Source organism: Streptomyces sp. NPDC060064, assembly GCF_042736455.1.
GTDB lineage: Bacteria > Actinomycetota > Actinomycetes > Streptomycetales > Streptomycetaceae > Streptomyces.
Genome location: NZ_JBHWWF010000029.1, coordinates 55698 through 75735 on the forward strand (window position 1 = coordinate 55698; position 20038 = coordinate 75735).

General features: G+C 69.9%; 19 protein-coding genes. 11 read left to right on the forward strand and 8 right to left on the reverse strand.

Going from position 1 to position 20038, the window contains the following annotated elements; genetic code table 11:
* Positions 1 to 88 precede the first annotated feature (88 nt).
* Positions 89 to 241, forward strand: coding sequence for an SCO1431 family membrane protein (locus tag ACFWDI_RS29570; RefSeq protein ID WP_327322229.1), 153 nt, complete (start codon positions 89 to 91; stop codon positions 239 to 241).
* A gap of 70 nt (positions 242 to 311) precedes the next feature.
* Here the strand turns inward: ACFWDI_RS29570 and ACFWDI_RS29575 are convergent, their stop codons facing one another.
* Positions 312 to 1571 carry a glycoside hydrolase family 18 protein gene (locus ACFWDI_RS29575; RefSeq protein ID WP_385308566.1) on the reverse strand — a complete coding sequence of 420 codons (1260 nt, stop codon included), beginning with the start codon at positions 1569 to 1571 and terminating at the stop codon, positions 312 to 314.
* A gap of 341 nt (positions 1572 to 1912) precedes the next feature.
* On the opposite strand from ACFWDI_RS29575, the gene ACFWDI_RS29580 reads away from it, so the two are divergent.
* From ACFWDI_RS29580 to ACFWDI_RS29590, 3 genes are all read left to right on the forward strand, one after another.
* On the forward strand, positions 1913 to 3085 hold the full coding sequence (locus tag ACFWDI_RS29580) for an acyl-CoA dehydrogenase family protein (RefSeq protein ID WP_385308569.1): 1173 nt from the start codon (positions 1913 to 1915) through the stop codon (positions 3083 to 3085).
* Between the two features lie 466 nt (positions 3086 to 3551).
* Positions 3552 to 4616, forward strand: coding sequence for a hypothetical protein (locus tag ACFWDI_RS29585; RefSeq protein ID WP_385308673.1), 1065 nt, complete (start codon positions 3552 to 3554; stop codon positions 4614 to 4616).
* Positions 4617 to 4730: 114 nt separating this feature from the next.
* Complete coding sequence (locus ACFWDI_RS29590) at positions 4731 to 5801, forward strand: phosphotransferase family protein (RefSeq protein WP_385308572.1); 1071 nt, start codon at positions 4731 to 4733, stop codon at positions 5799 to 5801.
* A gap of 27 nt (positions 5802 to 5828) precedes the next feature.
* Here the strand turns inward: ACFWDI_RS29590 and ACFWDI_RS29595 are convergent, their stop codons facing one another.
* Positions 5829 to 6233, reverse strand: coding sequence for a hypothetical protein (locus ACFWDI_RS29595; protein ID WP_385308575.1), 405 nt, complete (start codon positions 6231 to 6233; stop codon positions 5829 to 5831).
* Positions 6234 to 6437: 204 nt separating this feature from the next.
* On the opposite strand from ACFWDI_RS29595, the gene ACFWDI_RS29600 reads away from it, so the two are divergent.
* From ACFWDI_RS29600 to fxsA, 4 genes are all read left to right on the forward strand, one after another.
* Entirely contained in the window at positions 6438 to 6878 is a 441-nt protein-coding gene (locus ACFWDI_RS29600; RefSeq protein WP_327322224.1) for an Lrp/AsnC family transcriptional regulator, read from the forward strand.
* Between the two features lie 9 nt (positions 6879 to 6887).
* A complete protein-coding gene (locus ACFWDI_RS29605; protein ID WP_385308578.1) occupies positions 6888 to 8528 on the forward strand; it encodes an amidohydrolase in 1641 nt (546 codons plus the stop codon).
* A 517-nt stretch (positions 8529 to 9045) separates the two neighbouring features.
* Positions 9046 to 9813, forward strand: coding sequence for a polyprenol monophosphomannose synthase (locus ACFWDI_RS29610; RefSeq protein ID WP_385308581.1), 768 nt, complete (start codon positions 9046 to 9048; stop codon positions 9811 to 9813).
* 99 nt (positions 9814 to 9912) lie between these two features.
* Complete coding sequence (fxsA, locus tag ACFWDI_RS29615) at positions 9913 to 10491, forward strand: FxsA family membrane protein (RefSeq protein ID WP_385308583.1); 579 nt, start codon at positions 9913 to 9915, stop codon at positions 10489 to 10491.
* 202 nt (positions 10492 to 10693) lie between these two features.
* Here fxsA and ACFWDI_RS29620 read toward each other — a convergent pair whose 3' ends face one another.
* The 4 genes from ACFWDI_RS29620 to ACFWDI_RS29635 all read right to left on the reverse strand — a co-directional run bounded on the left by ACFWDI_RS29620 (position 10694) and on the right by ACFWDI_RS29635 (position 14134).
* Positions 10694 to 11068, reverse strand: coding sequence for an RNA polymerase-binding protein RbpA (locus ACFWDI_RS29620; protein WP_161311542.1), 375 nt, complete (start codon positions 11066 to 11068; stop codon positions 10694 to 10696).
* A gap of 255 nt (positions 11069 to 11323) precedes the next feature.
* Positions 11324 to 12679, reverse strand: a complete 1356-nt coding sequence (locus ACFWDI_RS29625; RefSeq protein ID WP_385308587.1) for an MFS transporter — start codon at positions 12677 to 12679, stop codon at positions 11324 to 11326.
* A 43-nt stretch (positions 12680 to 12722) separates the two neighbouring features.
* The gene (locus ACFWDI_RS29630) at positions 12723 to 13487 is read right to left on the reverse strand and encodes a glycerophosphodiester phosphodiesterase family protein (RefSeq protein WP_385308590.1); all 765 of its coding nucleotides are present in this window, start codon (positions 13485 to 13487) and stop codon (positions 12723 to 12725) included.
* Positions 13484 to 14134 carry a YitT family protein gene (locus tag ACFWDI_RS29635; protein WP_385308675.1) on the reverse strand — a complete coding sequence of 217 codons (651 nt, stop codon included), beginning with the start codon at positions 14132 to 14134 and terminating at the stop codon, positions 13484 to 13486. The genes ACFWDI_RS29630 and ACFWDI_RS29635 overlap by 4 nt, the downstream gene beginning before the upstream one ends.
* 98 nt (positions 14135 to 14232) lie before the next feature.
* On the opposite strand from ACFWDI_RS29635, the gene ACFWDI_RS29640 reads away from it, so the two are divergent.
* Positions 14233 to 15732 (forward strand): PLP-dependent aminotransferase family protein, encoded by a 1500-nt coding sequence (locus ACFWDI_RS29640; protein WP_385308592.1) that lies wholly within the window; start codon positions 14233 to 14235, stop codon positions 15730 to 15732.
* A gap of 80 nt (positions 15733 to 15812) precedes the next feature.
* Here ACFWDI_RS29640 and ACFWDI_RS29645 read toward each other — a convergent pair whose 3' ends face one another.
* Together ACFWDI_RS29645 and ACFWDI_RS29650 are read right to left on the reverse strand one after the other, a co-directional pair.
* Positions 15813 to 17363: a hypothetical protein gene (locus tag ACFWDI_RS29645; RefSeq protein ID WP_385308595.1), complete on the reverse strand. Its 1551-nt coding sequence runs from the start codon at positions 17361 to 17363 to the stop codon at positions 15813 to 15815.
* 72 nt (positions 17364 to 17435) lie between these two features.
* Complete coding sequence (locus tag ACFWDI_RS29650; protein WP_327322215.1) at positions 17436 to 17630, reverse strand: hypothetical protein; 195 nt, start codon at positions 17628 to 17630, stop codon at positions 17436 to 17438.
* Positions 17631 to 17926: 296 nt separating this feature from the next.
* Here ACFWDI_RS29650 and ACFWDI_RS29655 point away from each other — a divergent pair, with 296 nt between their 5' ends.
* Together ACFWDI_RS29655 and ACFWDI_RS29660 are read left to right on the forward strand one after the other, a co-directional pair.
* On the forward strand, positions 17927 to 18319 hold the full coding sequence (locus ACFWDI_RS29655) for an ankyrin repeat domain-containing protein (protein WP_327322214.1): 393 nt from the start codon (positions 17927 to 17929) through the stop codon (positions 18317 to 18319).
* Positions 18320 to 18575: 256 nt separating this feature from the next.
* Positions 18576 to 19994, forward strand: a complete 1419-nt coding sequence (locus tag ACFWDI_RS29660) for a HEAT repeat domain-containing protein (protein WP_385308598.1) — start codon at positions 18576 to 18578, stop codon at positions 19992 to 19994.
* The last annotated feature ends 44 nt before the right edge of the window (positions 19995 to 20038 follow it).

Here is a 20038-nt window from a genome sequence, read left to right on the forward strand (position 1 = left end):
ACGTCGCTGCCCCGGGGCCGGTATCGCTGGCACTGTGGTGAGGTCACGGGGGGACGTCCATCCGCCAGACGACTGAACGAGACGCACCATGACTTCGACCGCCGCTGCCGTCACCGCTGCCCGCGCCGAGCCCCGCACCCGCACCGGCGGCCCCGAGGACTCCAAGGTCCTCGAGCACATCCTCGGCTGGACCCTTGTCGTCGTCCTCGCCATGCTTGTCACCCAGCTCGGACTGGTCTGACAGCCGCCCGGCATGACGCAAGGGCGGGGAGCCCGCCGGCTCCCCGCCCTCGACTCAGTGCTCCCGCAGGCTAATTGATGGCCTTGATCAACTCTCCGCCCGTGGTGTCACCGCTGAGCTCCCAGAAGAAGGTGCCGCCCAGGCTCTGCTGGTTCTTGTAGGTCATCTTCCCGGCGATGGTGGCGGGGGTGTCGTAGCTCCACCACTGGCTGCCGCAGTGCGCGTACGCGGTCCCGGCGACGGTCCCGTTGGCCGGGCACTTGGACTTGAGCTCCTTGTAGTCGTCGATGCCCGGCTCGTACTTGCCGGGCGCCGCTCCGGTCGCCGTGCCACCGGGCGCCTTCTGCGTCACGCCTGTCCAGCCGCGTCCGTAGAAGCCGATCCCGAGCAGCAGCTTCGACGAGGGGATGCCGAGACCCTTGAGCTTGGTGATCGCGGCGCTGGTGTTGAAGCCCTGCTGCGGGATGCCGGTGTAGGAGGTGAGCGGTGAGTGCGGGGCGGTGGGGCCCTGCGCCGCCCAGGCGCCGAAGAAGTCGTACGTCATCGGGTTGTACCAGTCGACGTACTGGGCCGCGCCCGCGTAGTTCGCCTTCTCGATCTTGCCTCCGGACGAGGCGTCCGCGGTGATTGCCGCGGTCACCAGGTTGGAGCTGCCGAACTTCGAACGCAGTGCGGACATCACGTTCTTGAAGGCATCGCGACCGCTGGTGTCGCAGCTCAGACCGCAGGCGTTGGGGTATTCCCAGTCGATGTCGATGCCGTCGAAGACATCCTTCCAGCGGGGATCCTCGACCAGGTTGTAGCAGGACTGGGCGAAGGCGGCCGGGTTGGCCGCGGCCTGGCCGAAGCCGCCGGACCAGGTCCAGCCGCCGAACGACCACAGCACCTTGAGGTTCGGGTGCAGCTTCTTCAGCTTGCGCAACTGGTTGAAGCTGCCGCGCAGCGGCTGGTCCCAGGTGTCGGCGACGCCGTCCACGCTCTGGCCGGCGGTGTAGGTCTTCTCGTAGTCGGCGAACGAGTCACCGATGGCGCACTTGCCTCCGGTGACGTTTCCGAAGGCGTAGTTGATGTGGGTGAGCTTGTTCGCGGACCCGGAGGTCTGGATGTTCTTGACGTGGTAGTTGCGGTCGTAGACGCCCCATTCGGTGAAGTAGCCGACCACCTTGCTCCCGGCGGCTGCTGCCGCGGGAGCGGCGGGCTTCGCGGCGGGGGCGGACTCGCCCGCGGAGGCGATATGGGCGCCGGTGATCAGGGTCGCGCCGAGCACGGCGGTACAGGCGGCGGCGATGAGCGCCCTCAGACGGGCGCGGGGACGGTGTGGTCCGAGCATCATGTCTCCTCGTGGGGGAGGGAGAGCGAGTGGGGAGTGCTGTCGAGCTGCGGGCCTATGTGGCATGAACACGGTCATGCACTGTGGGGCACGGTAGAAGGACTAGACCAGTGGGGTCAATGGTTCGGACCAATTTCACCGGTCGGTCAGGCGGTATCGGAACGAGTCCTTGCAGCCCGTGACGCACGCCCGCTGATCGGGCATACTCAACGCGCCACAGCCGCCGTCCAGCCACTTTCGTGATCCGGAAGGGCAGCATCGGCTTGGCAGAAAGACCGGCGGCGCGCCCACACCCTTCGCGCGCGACCGCCGCAGCGCCCGACAGGGAGGAGAGCGCCGTAATGCCCGATCGCGCCCCGCAGCCGGTGGATCGTCAACTGCCCACCGAGGAGTCCAGGGATCTGATCACCCTGGTACGCGACATCATCCAGCGGGAGATCGCTCCCCGGGCGGCCGAGGAGGAGGATTCCGGGCACTTCCCGCGCGAGGTCTTCTCTCTTCTGTCCGAGTCCGGACTGCTCGGCCTTCCGTACGACTCCGAGTACGGCGGCGGAGACCAGCCGTACGAGGTCTACCTCCAGGTTCTCGAAGAGCTCGCCGCCGCCCGCCTCACCGTCGGCCTCGGTGTCAGCGTCCACTCCCTCGCCTGCCACGCACTGGCCGGCTACGGCACCAAGGAGCAGCAGGCCGAGCATCTGCCCGCCATGCTCGGCGGCGGCCTCCTCGGTGCGTACTGCCTCTCCGAACCCGCCTCCGGATCGGATGCCGCGTCGCTGCGCACCAAGGCGGTGCGCGACGGGGACAGCTGGGTGATCACCGGTACCAAGTCCTGGATCACGCACGGCGGAATCGCCGACTTCTACACCGTTCTGGCCCGCACCGGCGGTGAGGGTGCCCGTGGCATCACGGCCTTCCTCGTCCCCGGCGACGCGCAGGGCCTGAATTCCGCCGCACCCGAGAAGAAGATGGGCATGAAGGGCTCGCCCACCGCCCAGCTGAACTTCGACGCCGTACGGGTCCCCGACTCCCGCCGGATCGGTGAGGAGGGCCAGGGCTTCGCGATCGCGCTCTCAGCGCTCGACTCGGGCCGGCTCGGTATCGCCGCCTGTGCCATCGGGCTCGCGCAGGCCGCCCTGGACGAGGCCATCGCCTACGCCACCGGACGGCAGCAGTTCGGCCGGCCCATCGCCGACTTCCAGGGGCTGCGCTTCATGCTCGCCGACATGGCCACCCGGATCGAGGCGGGCCGTGCGCTCTACCTCGCCGCCGCGCGGCTGCGCGACGCGGGACGGCCCTTCTCCCGGCAGGCCGCCATGGCCAAGCTGTTCTGCACGGACACGGCGATGAGCGTCACCACCGACGCGGTCCAGGTGCTCGGCGGCTATGGCTACACGCTGGACTTCCCGGTCGAGCGCTATATGCGTGAGGCCAAGGTGCTGCAGATCGTCGAGGGCACCAACCAGATCCAGCGCATGGTCATCGCCCGTCACCTCGCCGGACCCGAGACGCGCTGATCCTGTGACGCGCTGAACCGCCCGTTCCACACCGGCGGCGCCGCGAGCCTGCTCCACTCCGGGTCGCGGCGCCCCGGCACGGTCCGGCCCTTGCTCGCCCACTGACGGAGCAGCTCGCGGTAGATGGGCGGATCGGCCGGATGCGGAACCGATTCTTCCGGAGCGGGTGTCGCAAGGCGGCGCCGGCCGTGACTGGTCGTGGCGTACTGCAGGGTCATGACTGGCCAACGCCCTGCGTCCCGGCCGGGTTACCGCCGAGAAGAATCGAGCGCGAGTTCGCGCCATACCCGCACGTGGTCCGCGGCGATACGAGTACGGTGCCGGGCTCTGGCCTCCCGCAAGGTTTCTGACGTACCGTCAACTTCCTTGCCGTCCAGGAGGTCAGCTGCCGCCCAGGAGGTCTGCCGTGTCAGACGACCGCCCGATCGCCCTCGACGAATACCCCGTACACCAGGCGCCGCTGTCGATGAAGCATCTCGTCACCGGCGACCGCAACGCCTACGACCGGTGCATCTTCCAGGTCTTCGACCACCGGGGCCGCGCGCTGCTCATCGCCGGCCTCGGCGTCTACCCCAACACCGGCGTCATCGACGCCTACGCCACACTCCGCCTCGACGACCGGATGCACGCCGTACGCGCCTCCGACGCACTCACCGACGACCGGATGAACCTCACTGTCGGCCCGCTGCGGATCACCGTCGACGAGCCGCTGCGCCGGCTCACCCTGCACTGCGACGCCGACCCGGACGACCCCGGCTCGCTCTCGTACGACATCACCTGGCACGCGGACTTCCCTGCCGTATGGGAACCGCACCACACTCAGCGCCGCGGCGACCGGCTCATGCTCGAAGGCCGCCGCTTCGTCCAGGCCGGCAGCTGCACCGGTACCATCCGCGCGGCCGGCGAGGAGATTGCGGTGACGGCGGGGGAGTGGACCGGCACCCGCGACCGCAGCTGGGGTGTACGGCCCATCCCCGGCGAAGAAGGCGGCCGCGCTGCCGAGGAGCTGCGCACCGAAGGCTTCCACTGGCTCTGGATCCCCGTCCGCTTCGATGACCGCTTCCTGATGGTGATCGCCCAGGAGGACGCCGACGGCTACCGCACGCTCAGCGAAGCCGTCCTCGTCCGCGACGGACACCACGACATCCAACTCGGCTGGCCCCACACCGACATCACCTACCGCCCCGGCACCCGCCACCCCGAACGTGCCGTCGTCCACCTCACCGACCCGGCCCGTAAACCCCTCGAGCTCGGCGTCGAGATCCTCGCCTCCTCACCGCTCGCCATCGGCGCCGGCTATCCGCCCGCCACCGACTGGCAGCACGGCACCTGGCAGGGCCGCGGCTGGAGGGACCGGCGCAGCTACGACCTCTCCGACCCCGCCGTCCACCCGATGGCCACCTACGGCGTCACGGACCACTCGGCCCGCTTCACCCTCGACGGGCGGACCGGCCACGGCATCTTCGAACACGGCACCTTCGGCCGCCACGACCCGAGCGGCTTCAGCGGCTATGACTCGGTGGCCGGCTAGCCGGGGCCGAAAACGGATGATGAAGAGGGCGTGCGGAAGCGACGGCCACCGCCGAGTGCGCTGTTCACCACGGCACAGCCGCAAATGGACGCACCGACAGTGAGGAGTACCGCCATGGCAACGGCACCACGCCCTCGCACGACCACGCGCGACCCCGAAGAGCTCGCCCGCCGTCTCACCGCCTGGCTGGATGCCCGGCTGCCCGGCGCCAAGGTCTCGGGCGTGCGGGTCCCCGAGTCCAACGGCATGTCCAGCGAGACACTGCTCTTCGACATCGAGCACCCCGAGCCACCCGTGCGCGCCTGCGCGTTGCGGCTCGCCGCCGACCCGGCCGCGTACACGATCTTCCCGGTGTACGACATGGCGCTGCAGTACCGCACCATGCGGGACGTTGCCGAGCACACCGACATACCCGTGCCGCGCGTGCTGTGGCTGGAGGAGGATCCCGGGGCGCTGGGAGCGCCGTTCTTCGTGATGGAGCGCGTCGAGGGCCGGGTTCCGCCCGACGTCATGCCCTATACGTACGAGGGCAACTGGCTGCATGCCGCGAGCGACGCCGAGCGCGCCCGGTTGGAAGAGGCCACGATCTCGCTGATCGCCCGACTGCACGACCAGCACCCGGTCCCACGACAGGAGAGCAGCGCGCTGCGCCGCCATGTCGATGCCCAACGGGCGTACTACGCCTGGGTGGTGGAGGGGCTGCCACGCTCACCGCTCATCGAGAGCGCCTTCGACCGGCTCGAGGCGCACTGGCCCGGGGACGAGGGCGAGGCGGTCCGCAACTGGGGCGACGCCCGCATCGGCAACATCATCTACGACGGGTTCGAGCCCGCTGCCGTACTCGACTGGGAGATGGCCGCCTACGCCCCGCGCGAGGTCGACCTCGGCTGGGCCGTCTACCTCCACCGGTTCTTCCAGGACCTCACGGTCGGCTTCGGTCAACCGGGCCTGCCCGACTTCCTGCGCCGCGAGGCCGTGGAGCGCCGTTACGAACAGCTCACCGGCCACCGCCCGCGCGACATGGAGTTCCACACCCTCTACGCCGCGCTGCGGCACGCGATCGTCATGCTCCGGGTGGCCTACCGGCAGATCCACTTCGGTGAGGTACAGGTGCCCGAAGACCCGGACAGCCTGATCCTGCACCACGCCGGCCTTGCCGCCATGGTGCAGGGAAGCTACTGGTGACCTACTGGGGCCTCGCCCTCGGACCGCTCAGGCCGCACGCCGCATATGCGGCACCTTGACCGGACGCGAGCCCGGACCGCCGACGTGGGAGAAGGGCTGGGTCCGCCAGTCGAGCCCCTGAGGGAGCGTCAACAGCAGTGCGGTGTCCTGCTCCTGGACTTCGAGCGTCTCGTCCGCGGGACGTGCCTCGGCGGCCGTACGCCCCGTACCGGCGCACACGGTCAGCCCGAAGGGATTCCACGGGGTGGGGCACAGTGCATGCTCCGGCAGGACGTCCTCGTCCGCCAGCAGAGCGATCGGCTGCGCGCAGTCCGGGCAGATCACCCGGTACATCTCGAAGGTGTCGTACGCGTCGAGCTCGTCGATCTCAGCCGGATCGGCCGAATCAACAGGCTCCGGTTCGGTACGTCCGCTGTTCTTCAGGTTCTGCATGGAGATTCTCCCCCTCGGGTGGGCCGACCAGGCACTTGCGGCCTCGACCAAAGCAAGCAATTCCCCACGCGCCAGTCAGGCAACCGCGTGATCACGACGGACCGGTCGGCAAACCTGTGGCATTCGTCACATGCCCGCCGCAGGTGCCACTCCGTGTGGCCGCCGACTGTGCCGGAAGGGACCTGGGGCAATAGGTTGATCCGCATGGAGGAGCTGGATCGTCAGATCGTGGAATTGCTCGTCACGGACGGGCGGATGAGCTACACCGACCTGGGCAAGGCCACGGGCCTGTCCACATCGGCGGTGCATCAGCGCGTCCGCCGCCTCGAGCAGCGCGGCGTCATCCGCGGCTATGCCGCCGTCGTGGACCCCGAGGCGGTCGGGCTGCCGCTCACCGCCTTCATCTCGGTCAAGCCCTTTGACCCCAGTGCCCCCGACGACATCGCGGAACGCCTCGCCGACGTGCCGGAGATCGAGGCCTGCCACAGCGTCGCGGGCGAGGAGAACTACATCCTCAAGGTGCGCGTCGCGACCCCGCTCGAGCTGGAGCACCTGCTCACCCGCATCCGTTCGCTGTCCGGTGTCTCCACCCGTACGACCGTCGTCCTCTCCACCCCGTACGAGGCACGCCCGCCGCGTATCTAGGCTGTTCCCATGACCGACAGCACCGCCCCCCAGGCCGAACACCGCACCGTGCTGCTGCGCGGTGGAGAAGTCCACAGCCCCGCCGACCCCTTCGCCACCGCGATGGTCGTCGAGCGAGGACATATCGGCTGGGTGGGCTCGGAAGGCGCCGCCGACGCCTTCGCCGCCGGAGTCGACGAGGTGATCGACCTGGAAGGGGCTCTGGTCACTCCGGCGTTCACCGACGCACACGTACACACCACGGCGACCGGCCTCGCCCTCACCGGCCTCGACCTGTCCGGCGCCCGCACCCTGGTCGAAGCGCTCGATCTCGTACGGGAGCACAGCGCCGCACACTCCGCCGACAAGGTCCTCCTCGGTCACGGCTGGGACGCCACGCGCTGGCCCGAGCAGCGTCCGCCGTCCCGCACCGAACTCGACCAGGCGGCCGGCGGCCGTGCTCTCTATCTGCCCCGGATCGACGTCCACTCGGCCGTGGTCACCACCGCCCTGCTCGACTTCGTCCCCGGCATCACCGACCTCGCCGGTTACCACCCGGACGCGCCGCTGACCGCCGCCGCCCACCACGCCGTACGCGCCGCCGCCCACGCCGCGATCACCCCCGCCCAGCGCGCCGCTGCCCAGCGCGCCGCACTCGCCAGGGCCGGCTCGCTCGGCATCGGCACCGTCCACGAATGCGCCGGCCCCGACATCTCCGACGAGGACGACTTCACCTCCCTGCTGAACCTGGCCGAGGCGGAGCCGGGCCCGCGCGTCGTCGGCTACTGGGCCGAACAGGTCGCGAGCGCAAAGGACGCACAGCGCATCCGCGAACTCGGCGCCATCGGCGCGGCCGGTGACCTCTTCGTCGACGGCTCCCTCGGCTCGCACACCGCCTGCCTGCACGCCCCGTACGCCGACGCCCCGCACACCGGCGCCGCCCACCTCGACACCGCGGCCGTCGCCGCCCATGTCACCGCCTGCACCGAAGCCGGGCTCCAGGCCGGTTTCCACGCCATCGGCGATGCCGCCCTCACCGCCGTCACCGACGGTGTCAGGGCCGCCGCCGACACGCTCGGCCTCGCCCGTGTACGCGCAGCCCGCCACCGTGTCGAACACGCCGAGATGCTCACACCCGAAACCATCGCCGCCTTCGCCGAGTTCGGCCTCACCGCCTCCGTCCAGCCCGCCTTCGACGCGGCCTGGGGCGGCTCGGAGGGCATGTACGCCCAGCGTCTCGGCGCCGAGCGGGCCCGCACCCTCAATCCGTATGCCGCACTGCTGCGCGCCGGAGTGCCCCTCGCCTTCGGCTCGGACAGTCCCGTGACCCCGCTCGACCCCTGGGGCGCCGTCCGGGCCGCTGCCTTCCACCGCACGCCAGAACACCGGGTCTCCGCCCGCGCCGCCTTCACCGCCCACACACGCGGCGGCTGGCGCGCCATCGGCCGCGACGACGCCGGCGTCCTGGTTCCCGGCGCGCCCGCCGACTACGCCGTCTGGCGCACCGAGGAACTCGTCGTCCAGGCCCCCGACGACCGCGTCGCCCGCTGGTCCACCGACCCGCGCTCCGGCACTCCGGGCCTGCCCGATCTCACCCCCGGCACCGAACTGCCCCGCTGCCTGCGGACGGTGGTCTTCGGACAAACGGTCTATGAGAGGCTGAACGAGTGACGTGCGGACATTTCGTACCGCCGATCGATGCCCGCCGCGCTCCGGCGCGACCTGCGCATCTTCCGCGCTGACCTGGTGATTTGGGCAAGGATCGCAGATCAGGGGAGTATTGACAGCGAGCGCCCACCGGCCGGTAGGTTCGGCCGAGTCCACCACGGGACGTCCGACCGGCAGACCTTCACGCAGTCGTCGAACGCCGCTGGGTCATGGGGTGGTGCGTCGCACCGGCGCACTGCCACTGGGAGCCAGGTTCAGCGCCCGCGCCTCGGGGGCGAGGGAAGGTCTCAGCCGGCCGGCAGGTGTGACCCGGGTGGGGCCCGGCGTTCAGTAGACAACGGCTCTCGGTAGATCCGCAGCCAGCGGGTCCCAGGTCGGCCCGAAGGACGCCGGGCCCCGATCCGCAGCCCCTTGTCACACTTCCGCGCCGGAGACACGACTCCCCAGGTCCGTGCCGCCGCAGCGGCGCGGCGAGCGCTCGCTATGGTGGGGCTCTGCGTACGGACATTAAGGGGCAGTAGTGAACGACGGCGGTCAGCGGCGGTACGGCCCGCTCGGCAGAGCCTTGGTGATCATCCCGACCTACAACGAGGCCGAGAACATCAAGCCGATCGTCTCCCGGGTGCGCGCTGCCGTGCCCGAGGCGGACATCCTCGTCGCCGACGACAACAGCCCCGACGGCACCGGCAAATTCGCCGATGAACTCGCGGCCCACGACGACAGGGTGCATGTACTGCACCGCAAGGGCAAGGAAGGCCTCGGCGCCGCCTACCTGGCGGGCTTCGCCTGGGGCATCGAGCACGGCTACGGCGTACTCGTCGAAATGGACGCCGACGGCTCCCACCAGCCCGAGGAACTGCCCCGGCTGCTCACCGCCCTCAAGGGTGCCGACCTGGTCCTCGGCTCGCGCTGGGTCCCCGGCGGCCGCGTGGTCAACTGGCCGAAGCACCGTCAGTTCATCTCGCGCGGCGGCAGCACGTACTCCCGGCTGCTCCTCGGCCTGCCGCTCCGTGACATCACGGGCGGCTTCCGGGCCTTTCGCAAGGAGACTCTCGAAGGGCTCGGCCTCGCGGACGTCGCCTCGCAGGGCTACTGCTTCCAGGTCGACCTCGCTCGCCGGGCCGTCGCCGCCGGCTACCACGTTGTCGAGGTCCCGATCACCTTCGTGGAGCGCGAGGTCGGCGACTCGAAGATGAGCCGCGACATCCTTGTCGAGGCGCTGTGGCGGGTCACCGCCTGGGGCGTCGGCGACCGGGCGAATCGTCTCCTCGGCCGCAAGTCCTCCTGAACCGCCTCCCGGTGTCCTCCCGCCCTCTCGCGTCAGCCGGGCGATCTTCCTGATCACACCCTTACGCCGCTTCGGCGGGCGTCCAGGCACACTGGGGGCATGACGACCGGCACTCCGCCCCCGACAGCCCCCAAGCGCTCGCGCGCCCGCAATCTCGTGCCGCTCGGCATCGCCGCCTGGCTGGTGCTCGAGATCTGGCTGCTGACCCTGGTGGCCGGAGCGGCCGGCGGACTCACCGTCCTTGCCCTGCTCGTCGGCGGCGGCATCGTCGGCGCCGTCGTCATCAAGCGGGCCGGTCGGCGGGCCTTCCGCAATCTGACCGAGACCCTCCAGCAGGCGCAGGCCGGCAACAGCCCGGCGCCCGGGACCGGCAGCACCGGCAACGGGTTCCTGATGCTCGGTGGCCTTCTTCTGATGCTGCCGGGACTGATCTCCGACGTGGCGGGCCTGCTGCTCCTGCTGCAGCCCGTCCGCTCGGCGCTCGGGCGGTACACGGAGCGCTCCCTGGAGCACCGGATGCGCGTCGCCGCCCCCGGCAGCCTGGGCGATGCCTTCCAGCAGGCCCGCATCCACCGCCCGGACGGCAAAGTAGTCCAGGGTGAGGTCATCCGGCAGGACGCCACGCAGCCCTCGCGGGGCTACGAGGACGACGGCTCGAGGCCTCCGCTGACCCCCTGACGCGGCCGTCTCTCTTTGCGACCGGGCCGTCCCTTTATGCGAGGGGGCACGCGTTTTGCGAGGGGGCACGCGGGCGCGTCCCGAGAGGGACGCGAGCGCATCCAAGGCACAGCAGAGCCGCGGGCCGTGTCACACACTCGGTGTGACACGGCCCGCGGCTCTTGATCTTGCGTGGTGCTTGTAGTGCGGTGTTGTTACGGGGTCAGGCGGACTTCCGGCTGTCCCGCGGATGCACAGCGATGTTCATGGCGCCGGAGCGCAGGACCGCCAGCCTCTCGGCCAGCACCTCCTCCAGCTCCTCGCGGGTACGCCGCTCCATGAGCATGTCCCAGTGCGTTCGCGCCGGCTTGCCCTTCTTCTCCTCGGGGCCATCGCCGTCCACCAGGAGTGCCTGGGCGCCACACGCCTTGCACTCCCACTCCGGCGGAATGTCCGCCTCAACGGAGAACGGCATCTCAAATCGATGGCCGTTCTCACATGCGTACTCCACCGCCTGGCGCGGGGCCAGATCGATGCCGCGGTCCGTCTCGTAGCTGGTCACCACGAGTCGCGTACCGCGGAGAGCTCGCTCACTCATGAATCGTGCCTCCCGGGCTTGTCGCCCACAGGACAGGTGTCGCTGTCGTCGTCATCCGGTCAACGTCCGGTCGGCGGTAAAGATTCCCGTTCCGGGTCATGCGTCGCCCGTCGTGCCGCCCCTTGTTGTACCCACCAGTGCCCGTTTTGTCACATCTGACAGAAAGTGTCACCCAGTGAATTCACTTCTTCAGCACGCAGTAACGGTCCGTCTGGCAGGCCAAAGGCGTACACTACCGGCCTTTCACTTCAACGTCTAAATCCGTTCCGGCACAGGGTTGCCCGCGGCCGCCACGGCACGCCTCACCGGTACCCGCGCCAGCAGCACGAATCCCAGCGCGAAGAAGACCACCAAAGAGATGATCGCGACCCGATAACTGCCGGTCAGCTGGTACGCAAGCCCGAACACCAACGGGCCCAGCCAGCTCAGCCCGCGGTCGCTCATCTCATAGGCCGAGAAATACTCGGCCTCCTTGCCGCGCGGAACCAGATGTGAGAACAACGACCGCGACAACGCCTGGCTCCCGCCCAGAACCAGCCCGATCGCCCCAGCGAGACCGAAGAACCACACCGGCGCCCCGGCCGGCAGGAAGTACCCCGCCGCGAGAATCAGCGTCCAGACCGCCAGTGAACCCAGAATCGTCCGCTTGGCCCCATGCGTCCTGGCCAGCCGTCCCATGCCCAGCGCACCCGCCACCGCGAGCACCTGTACCAGCAGCACTGCCGTGATCAACGTCGTCTGATCAAGACCCAGCTCTTCCGACCCGTAGATCGAAGCCTGCGAGATGACCGTCTGCACGCCGTCGTTGTAGATCAAATAGGCCAGCAGGAACGACAACGTCAACGGGTGCCGGCGCATGTCCCGCAACGTGGCCATCAACTGCCGCCACCCCGAACCGGGCGCCCCCTCGCCACTCGGCGCCAGCCGCCGGTCCCGCAGCCGCCGCAGCGGCACCAGTGTGAAGGCGCCCCACCACAACCCCGCCGACGCCAGACAGATCCGCACCGCCTCGGACTCCGAAAGCCCGAACGTCTCGTGACCGGAGTACACGACCAGATTCAGCACCAGTACCAGCGCGCCTGACGTATAGCCGAACGCCCAGCCGCGCGACGACACCGCATCACGTTCGTCCGGCTCCGCGATCTGCGGCAGATACGCGTTGTACAACACCATCGACACCGACAGCGACGCATTGGCGACGATCAGCAGAAACGCGCCCAGCAGATACCGGTCGCCGTCCAGGAAGAACATCCCCGCCGTCGCGGTCGCACCCACATACGCCGCCACCGCCAACAGCGGCTTCTTCCGGCCCGTACGGTCCGCCGCCGCGCCCGCCAGCGGCATCAGCAGCACCGCCACCACAAGCGACAGGGACACCGAGTACGCGAAAACGGAACCCGCCCGCACCGGCACACCCAGCGGATGCACAAAGCCCTCGGCGTCCGCCGCGGCTTTCGCCACCGACGTCAGATACGGCCCCAGGAAGACCGTCAGCACACTCGTCGAATAGACCGAGCACGCGAAGTCATAGAAATACCAGCCGCGTTGCTCGCGTCTGCGCTCACTCGCCCCGGTCGTCCCGGTCGTCCGGTCCGCGGTGTCGGCCGTCATCCCGCGCCCCCTCGCTCGTCCCGTAGTGCAGACGCGCGGGGTTTCAGACCCAGACTCCCCGGTCGGTCAGTACCGTGCGCAACGTCTCCAGATGATCGGTCATGATGCCATCCACACCGAGATCCAGGAGCGCCGCCATCCGATCCGCCTCATTCACCGTCCAGACATGCACCTGCAGACCCCGATCGTGCGCCGCCCGCACAAAACGCCGGTCCACCACGCGGATGCCGCCCTGCGACTCCGGGACCTGAGCGCACACCGCACCCGCCCGCAGCGCCGCCGGAATCCCGTACGAACGCAGCCGTAGACCCACCACGCCCCGCACCCCGTACGACGTCGCCAGCCGCGGCCCCGCAAGACGCATCGCCCTGGCCACCCGGCCCTCCGAGAAGGAACCGACACACACCCGGTCCCAGGCACCCGCCCTGCGAATCAGATCCACCAGCGGAACCAGCGCCGACTCCGCTTTGACGTCCACATTCCAGCGCGCCCGAGGGAACTCCTCCAGCAGCTCCTCGAACAGCGCCAACGGCTCCCGGCCCGCCACCCTCGCCTGCCGCACCTCGCTCCACGGCAGCGCCGCTATCCGGCCGCGCGCATCCGTCACCCGGTCCAGCGTCGCGTCATGAAAGGCGACCAGCTGCCCGTCCGCGGTGGTGTGCACATCGGTCTCGAAATAGCGGTAGCCGGCATCGGCGGCCCGCCGGAAAGCGGCCGCGGTGTTCTCTATCCCGTCGGCCGCCCCGCCACGATGGGCGAAGGCGAGTACCGATGGATGGTCCAGGTAAGGGTGGCGTACGCGAGTCACTGCCGCAGTATCGCCTGCTTCGGTGTCGCGCCGGCGACCACCGTGCTGCCACCGTCCCGCTCCGAGATGGCGAAGACACGCAGGAACAACTGCGCCAGCGGCCCGATGGCCAACGCATACGCGACCGTGCCGACACCCACCGAGCCGCCCAGCACAAAGCCGGTCGCCACCACAGCCAGCTCGATCGCCGTACGGACCAGCCGGATCGAACGCCCCGTGAGCCGGTGCAGCCCCGTCATCAGACCGTCCCGCGGACCCGGCCCGAACCGCGCCGAGAGATACAGGCCCGTTGCCACCCCATTGAGCACGATGCCCCCGGCCATCACCGGAATCTGCGCCCCGAGCCCGGACACATCCGGCACCAGCGCCAGCGTGCCGTCCATCGCGATTCCGATCACGAAGACATTCGAAACCGTGCCAAGACCCGGCCGCTGCCTGATCGGAATCCACAGCAGCAGAACAGCCGCGCCGACGATGATCGACACCACGCCGATCGTCAGTCCCGTGCGCTCGGCCAGACCCTGATGAAGCACACCCCATGGCTCGAGTCCCAGCCCGCCGCGCACAAGGAGCGCCGAACTCACCCCGTACAGCGCCAGACCGATGTACAGATGCAGCAGCCTGCGGGTGAGATGCGCGGACACGATGGCGCCCCCCTCTGGTGGTTGTGGACTGACGCATGACACTCTGTGGCTACGGAACAGACGGCAACCATGGCCAATTCGAGGAAGGTGGACTGACTTCCATGACGCAGTGGACCTCAGCGGTAGGCGCGGCTCAGCTCGCCAGGCAGCTCACCTCCCAGCAATCCCGCCCGGCCGGACCAGGCACCCGCAAGCCCCCCGCCTACCGCGCACTCGCCGACGGCATCCGGCTCCTCGTCCTCGAAGGCCGCGTCCCCGTCGCCGCCCGGCTTCCCGCCGAACGCGAACTCGCCCTCGCCCTCTCCGTCAGCCGCACCACCGTCGCGGCGGCCTACGAAGCGCTGCGCGCCGAGGGCTTCCTCGAGTCCCGCAGGGGAGCGGGCAGCTGGACCGCCGTACCCGCCGGGAACCCACTGCCTGCCCGCGGACTGGAACCCCTGCCGCCGGAATCGCTCGGCTCGATGATCGACCTCGGCTGCGCCGCCCTGCCCGCGCCCGAACCCTGGCTCACCCGAGCCGTCCAGGGAGCGCTCGAAGAACTGCCCCCGTACGCACACACCCACGGCGACTACCCGGCCGGCCTGCCCGCCCTGCGCCAGATGCTCGCCGACCGCTACACCCGGCGCGGCATCCCCACCATGCCCGAGCAGATCATGGTCACCACCGGCGCGATGGGCGCCATCGACGCCATCTGCCACCTCTTCGCGGGGCGCGGCGAACGCATCGCCGTCGAATCCCCCTCCTACGCCAACATCCTCCAGCTGATGCGCGAGGCAGGGGCCCGCCTCGTGCCGGTGGCCATGGCCGAAGGGCTGACCGGCTGGGACCTGTCCCGGTGGCGGCAGGTACTGCGCGACGCCGCGCCCCGGCTCGCCTACGTCGTGGCCGACTTCCACAACCCCACCGGTGCGCTTGCCGACGAGGACCAGCGGCGCCGTCTCGTGGACGCCGCACGTTCCGCCGGCACCGTCCTCGTCGTCGACGAGACCATGTCCGAGCTGCACCTGGACGACGACATCGACATGCCGCGGCCCGTCTGCGCCTTCGACCCGGCGGGCAGCACGGTCCTCACCGTCGGCTCGGCCAGCAAGGCCTTCTGGGCCGGCATGCGGATCGGATGGGTGCGCGCCGCACCCGACGTGATCCGCTCCCTGGTCGCGGCACGCGCATACGCGGACCTGGGCACGCCGGTGCTGGAACAGCTCGCGGTCAACTGGCTGATGCAGACAGGGGGCTGGGAGGAAGCCGTGTCCATTCGGCGTACCCAGGCACGCGAGAACCGCGACGCGCTGGTCGCGGCGGTCTGCCGGGAGCTGCCGGACTGGGAGTTCGATGTACCGAGCGGTGGGCTGACGCTCTGGGTGCGCACCGGAGGGCTGTCGGGATCCCGGCTCGCCGAGGTCGGTGAGCGCGTGGGGGTGCGGGTGCCTTCAGGGCCGCGATTCGGTGTCGACGGGGCCTTCGAGGGCTACGTACGACTGCCGTTCACGGTCGGCGGGGCGGTCGCGGAGGAGGCGGCGGCGCGGCTGGCGGCGGCGGCGCGGCTCGTCGAGACGGGCGCGAGCACCGGCACGGAGGCGCCGCGGACGTTTGTTGCCTGACGGATTCCGGAATCCGTCCGCTGTCAGCTGTCGTCCTTTGCGTCGTCAGGCGAAATCTGTCATCTGTCGGTCGATGAGCGTCAGCCCTCGGCCGGTACGGGATCCGGGGCCGCCGCCTCGACTCGCTCCAGCCTCTCCGGCAGCAGGTCCAGCACAGCCTGCCGGTGTGCCTCGCTCGTCGTTTCGTCGTACGGGTCCGGGGTCGCCGGCACCTGCAGCCTGAGCACCGAACCCGTACCGAGCCGTGCGTAGCCCCGGCCGGACGGCACTTCGGTCGTCGGCGTGGTGTGCGGCTCCACGCCGAGCACGGACTCCACCTGCTCGAGGGTGGCAGGACCCAGCACCACTCGGGCACGCGTATGCGTCCGTACGGCCTCGGTGAGTGCGTCCAGGCTGTCGAACTGCTCGGCCACGACCACCGTCACGTGGGCCGCCCGGCCATGACGTAGTGGTACCTGCAGTAGCTGCTGCGGATCGGTGTCCCCGTCGGCCGCCGCCAGATGGCCGAGGATGCTCGGGCGGTCCAGCAGGATCCACAAGGGCCGCTTGGTGTCCTCGGGTACGGGGTGCCCGGCCTGCCGGGCCCGGTTGGCGGCGATCAGCCTGCGCTCGGTCTCGTGCGCCGCCCACTCCAGGGCCGCCAGCGCCCCGGCCAGCCCGCACTCCAGAGCCAGCACGCCTGTCCGCCCCGTCAGACAGGCGTACTCACCGGTGCCGCTGCCCTCGATGATCAGTACGTCTCCGTGCTGCAGGGCCTGCAGAGCGATCGAGCGCAGCAGGGTGGTGGCGCCGCTGCCGGGCTCGCCGACGACCAGCAGATGCGGCTCCGTCGAACGCGGACCCGTACGCCAGACGACCGGTGGCGCGTCCCTGGTCTCCTCGCCCTCCGTCACCGGTACGGTGCGCTGCACCGCGTCGGCGTCGGTGAAGCCCAGCACGGTTTCGCCGGGGACGGTGACGAAACGCTGGGCGGCGATGGAGGTGGGCAGTGCGGGGAGCACGCTCATCACGAGCTGGTTGCCCTCCTCGTCCCAGCTGAAGAGATACTCGCGGCCGCGTCCGGACTTGGCATGCAGCAGCTTCTCGATCCGGGCCCGGGACTCGGACTCGCCGTCGGTGAAGTAGGCGGGGTACTTCACCGACAGCCGGGTGAGGCGTCCGTTGCCGTCGAATTCGTAGCCGCTGAAGGCCTTGCTCCATTCGCCGCCGTGGGCGAACAGCGGAGCCGGGTCCTCGGCGACGGAGAAGTACGGCACGAGCGCCTCGTAGAGGGCCTGGAGCCGCCCGGTCTCCGCTTCGTCAGGGCCGGTCCTCACCGGCGTACGCACCCGGCCCTTCCAGGCGGCCGCGGCCATCACCGAGATCAGGGCGACCAGTGGCCCGTACGGGATGAGCACGACCACCAGGCCGCAGCCCACGATCAGGAACAGCGCGGGACCACGCCGATCCTTGGGGGTGGCGGCCCACTTGCGCGCTGCCGTGGCGGCCAGCTGCCGCAGACCACGGGTGATCGTGATCAGCGGATGAAGGACGTCCGTGGCGCTGTCGGCGGCCGTGCGCGCGATCTCGCGGCTCCGGGCGAGCTGTGCGCTGCCGCTGCTGAGAATGCGGGGGAGTGGGCGCCGGGCCACATCGGTCTCCTGAAGGTGCTGATGGTGCTGATGGAGCTGGAGGTGCTGGAGGTGCTGAGCGGGGCGGGGACGTCAGAATTTGATCCCGCCCAGGAGACTGGCGAGGCTCGCTGTGCCGGCCTTGACGCTGGGCGCGATGGCGGTGCCCGCCAGGAAGAAGCCGAAGAGCGCGCACGTGAATCCGTGGGATGTCTTGAGCCCGTCCTTCCTGACGAAGAGGAAGACGACGATTCCGAGCAGCACGACACCTGAGCATGAAAGGATCATGAGAGTTCTCCTGGTCGAGGGACGGTCACCATGAGTTCTTCCATGCTCACAGGAAGTACTCATGTGATAAAAGGTGCAAATGGGTGAAATGTCCCGTATTTCACTGCACTGGAGGACGTCGGAGAACCGTTCGGGGGGCACACTGCTCGGTTGCGCGGCACAGTGCCTCGCATGCGGTGATCCTTGCCTCCGGCGGGCCGCGCCATGTCGCTGCGCGGGCAGTACCCTGTCGATTCACTCGTACGGCCGCTCTTGCCGTGCGCCCCAGGTCAACGCGGTGAAAGGCGGTCCGTCCGATGAGCGAAGCCCCGGATCCCGAGGTGATCGAGCTCGCGACCAAGGTCTTCGATCTGGCCCGTCAGGGAGAGACCGAGGCCCTCGCCGCGTACATCGACGCAGGCGTCCCGGCGAACCTCACCAACGACCGCGGTGACACCCTCGTCATGCTGGCCGCCTACCACGGGCACGCCTCCGCGGTGGAGGCGCTCATCGCCCGCGGCGCGGAGCCGGACCGGGCCAACGACCGCGGCCAGACGCCGCTCGCCGGAGCCGTCTTCAAGGGCGAGGACGCCGTCATCCGCGCACTGCTGGCCGGCGGAGCAGATCCGGAAGCCGGAACTCCATCCGCGATGGATACCGCGCGGATGTTTGGGAAGACGGACCTCCTGGAGCTGTTCGGCGGCCATTGAGCGGCTGCCGAGGGGCCGTTGGGAAGCCTCTGAGAGGGACGCCGTAAATGTGGTCGCGGTGGCGAAATGGGTGGGTCATCATGACGTCGGGCCCTACCCCGGACTTCATCCGGGAGTTCCCCTGGGGCCACAGACGAGAGGCAGACAAAGATGGTCTACACCAAGCAGAAGACGACGGGCGCTCCTACATGTTGCTGCGCGGCCTAGGCACCTCCACCCCCCGGTTGCGTCGACAGCTTGATGTGAGGCTTTCCCCATGTTCGATCCAGTCATAGCGCCGAGCGGTACGCTGCTCGGCCTGCTGCAGAGAGGCCGCGGTGACGGCACGCTGCACGCGCTCGCCGCGCCGCGCGCCGAAGCGCTCGCGGCCCTCAACCACTGCGTACTGAGCGATCCCCGCCACGACTGGCAGGTCGAGAACCGCTCGCTGTACTACGCACGCCTCTACCTGGATCTCCACGGCAGTCTCGAGGAGATCGAGCGGCACCTCTGGGACACCGACGACCACCTCGACACCGACGAGGCCAGGACCGGCCTCGCGCTCGCGGTGCTCGGGCACCTCGCCTCGTACGGCAGGGGCGACGCCCTCGCCCTGCTGCGCAGATACGCCGCGAGCGGAGCCAACTGGGCCTGGGCCCTCGACGAGCTCGCCCTGCGCGACAACGACTCGGGTCTGCGGGCGCTGGCCACCTCGGTTCTCGCCCGCTTCCCGGCCACGCCGGAGGGTGACGCCGAACTTGCCGTCGCCGTACGGGACGCCTTCGAACCGCGTCCGTGGCGGCTGTGGGCGGAGGACCAGCGGGACGCCGTCGGCACCCGCGTGCGGGCAGCACAGGAGGCAGGCTCCTTCGACCGCTGGCAGCGCCAGATGCGGCCCACCGGGCCCCGGCCCGGATGGAGCGTCCAGGCAGTCTTCGACTGGGCCGAGCAGGGCCTGGAGCGCGGCAGCGCCCTCCATGTGCCCGCCGCCCGCTGCCTGTCCGCCGTCGCCGGCCCCGACGACCGGCCGCTCATCGTCGAAGCCGCACGTCAGGGGCCCGACGGCGCGCGCTGCGCCGCCCTGCACCATCTCGCCGAGTCACGGGACCCGGTCGTCCTCGATCTGATCGAGGCCGCGACGCTCAGCGGCTCTCGTGTCGTCGCCGACGCCGCTGTCTCCGCCTTCGAGCGGATGTGCGGCGACGAGGCGGTCGACCGGGCGCGGGGCTGGGTGCACCGGCCCGACGCGCTCGGGGCGTCAGCGGCGGGTGTGCTCGCCTGCCGGGGCAGCGCCAAGGACGCCAAGCTGGTACTGGGCGCCCTGCGCGAGACCGTACGCGCCGACGGCCCTGACGCACCGCCGCTGTGGACACTCGTCGACGGGGCGGGACGGCTCGGTATCGCCTGTGCCGCACCCGTACTGCGCCATGTGTACCGGGAGACCGCTTCTTCCCAGCTCCGCGGGCGCGCGGCCCGCGCGCTCGCCGCCACCGACTCCTCCTTCCCCACCGGATTCGCCGTCGAGTGTCTGTGGGACTGCGAGGAGACCACGAGAGAAGTCGCCGCGCTGCACGCCGAGACCGGCGATGTGCGGGTCGCCGAGCGACTGCGCAGGCTGGCCGCGGACCCGGCCGAGGAGGCCGAGGTACAGACCGCGGTACGGAGCAGAATCGGCCCGGATATGCCCGCCGTGTGACTGTCTGCCCTGTGATGACGGTGCCGCTGTCACAAACGCTCATG

Excerpts from the sequence above, each read along its gene's own strand:
- ACFWDI_RS29595 (WP_385308575.1), bottom strand. The coding sequence starts at position 6,233 with ATGCAGAACCTGAAGAACAGCGGACGTACCGAACCGGAGCCTGTTGAT.
- ACFWDI_RS29605 (WP_385308578.1), top strand. The coding sequence starts at position 6,888 with ATGACCGACAGCACCGCCCCCCAGGCCGAACACCGCACCGTGCTGCTG.
- ACFWDI_RS29590 (WP_385308572.1), top strand. The coding sequence starts at position 4,731 with ATGGCAACGGCACCACGCCCTCGCACGACCACGCGCGACCCCGAAGAG.
- ACFWDI_RS29655 (WP_327322214.1), top strand. The coding sequence starts at position 17,927 with ATGAGCGAAGCCCCGGATCCCGAGGTGATCGAGCTCGCGACCAAGGTC.
- ACFWDI_RS29625 (WP_385308587.1), bottom strand. The coding sequence starts at position 12,679 with ATGACGGCCGACACCGCGGACCGGACGACCGGGACGACCGGGGCGAGT.
- fxsA (WP_385308583.1), top strand. The coding sequence starts at position 9,913 with ATGACGACCGGCACTCCGCCCCCGACAGCCCCCAAGCGCTCGCGCGCC.
- ACFWDI_RS29585 (WP_385308673.1), top strand. The coding sequence starts at position 3,552 with ATGAAGCATCTCGTCACCGGCGACCGCAACGCCTACGACCGGTGCATC.
- ACFWDI_RS29570 (WP_327322229.1), top strand. The coding sequence starts at position 89 with ATGACTTCGACCGCCGCTGCCGTCACCGCTGCCCGCGCCGAGCCCCGC.
- ACFWDI_RS29660 (WP_385308598.1), top strand. The coding sequence starts at position 18,576 with ATGTTCGATCCAGTCATAGCGCCGAGCGGTACGCTGCTCGGCCTGCTG.
- ACFWDI_RS29580 (WP_385308569.1), top strand. The coding sequence starts at position 1,913 with ATGCCCGATCGCGCCCCGCAGCCGGTGGATCGTCAACTGCCCACCGAG.
- ACFWDI_RS29650 (WP_327322215.1), bottom strand. The coding sequence starts at position 17,630 with ATGATCCTTTCATGCTCAGGTGTCGTGCTGCTCGGAATCGTCGTCTTC.
- ACFWDI_RS29640 (WP_385308592.1), top strand. The coding sequence starts at position 14,233 with ATGACGCAGTGGACCTCAGCGGTAGGCGCGGCTCAGCTCGCCAGGCAG.
- ACFWDI_RS29620 (WP_161311542.1), bottom strand. The coding sequence starts at position 11,068 with ATGAGTGAGCGAGCTCTCCGCGGTACGCGACTCGTGGTGACCAGCTAC.
- ACFWDI_RS29575 (WP_385308566.1), bottom strand. The coding sequence starts at position 1,571 with ATGCTCGGACCACACCGTCCCCGCGCCCGTCTGAGGGCGCTCATCGCC.
- ACFWDI_RS29600 (WP_327322224.1), top strand. The coding sequence starts at position 6,438 with ATGGAGGAGCTGGATCGTCAGATCGTGGAATTGCTCGTCACGGACGGG.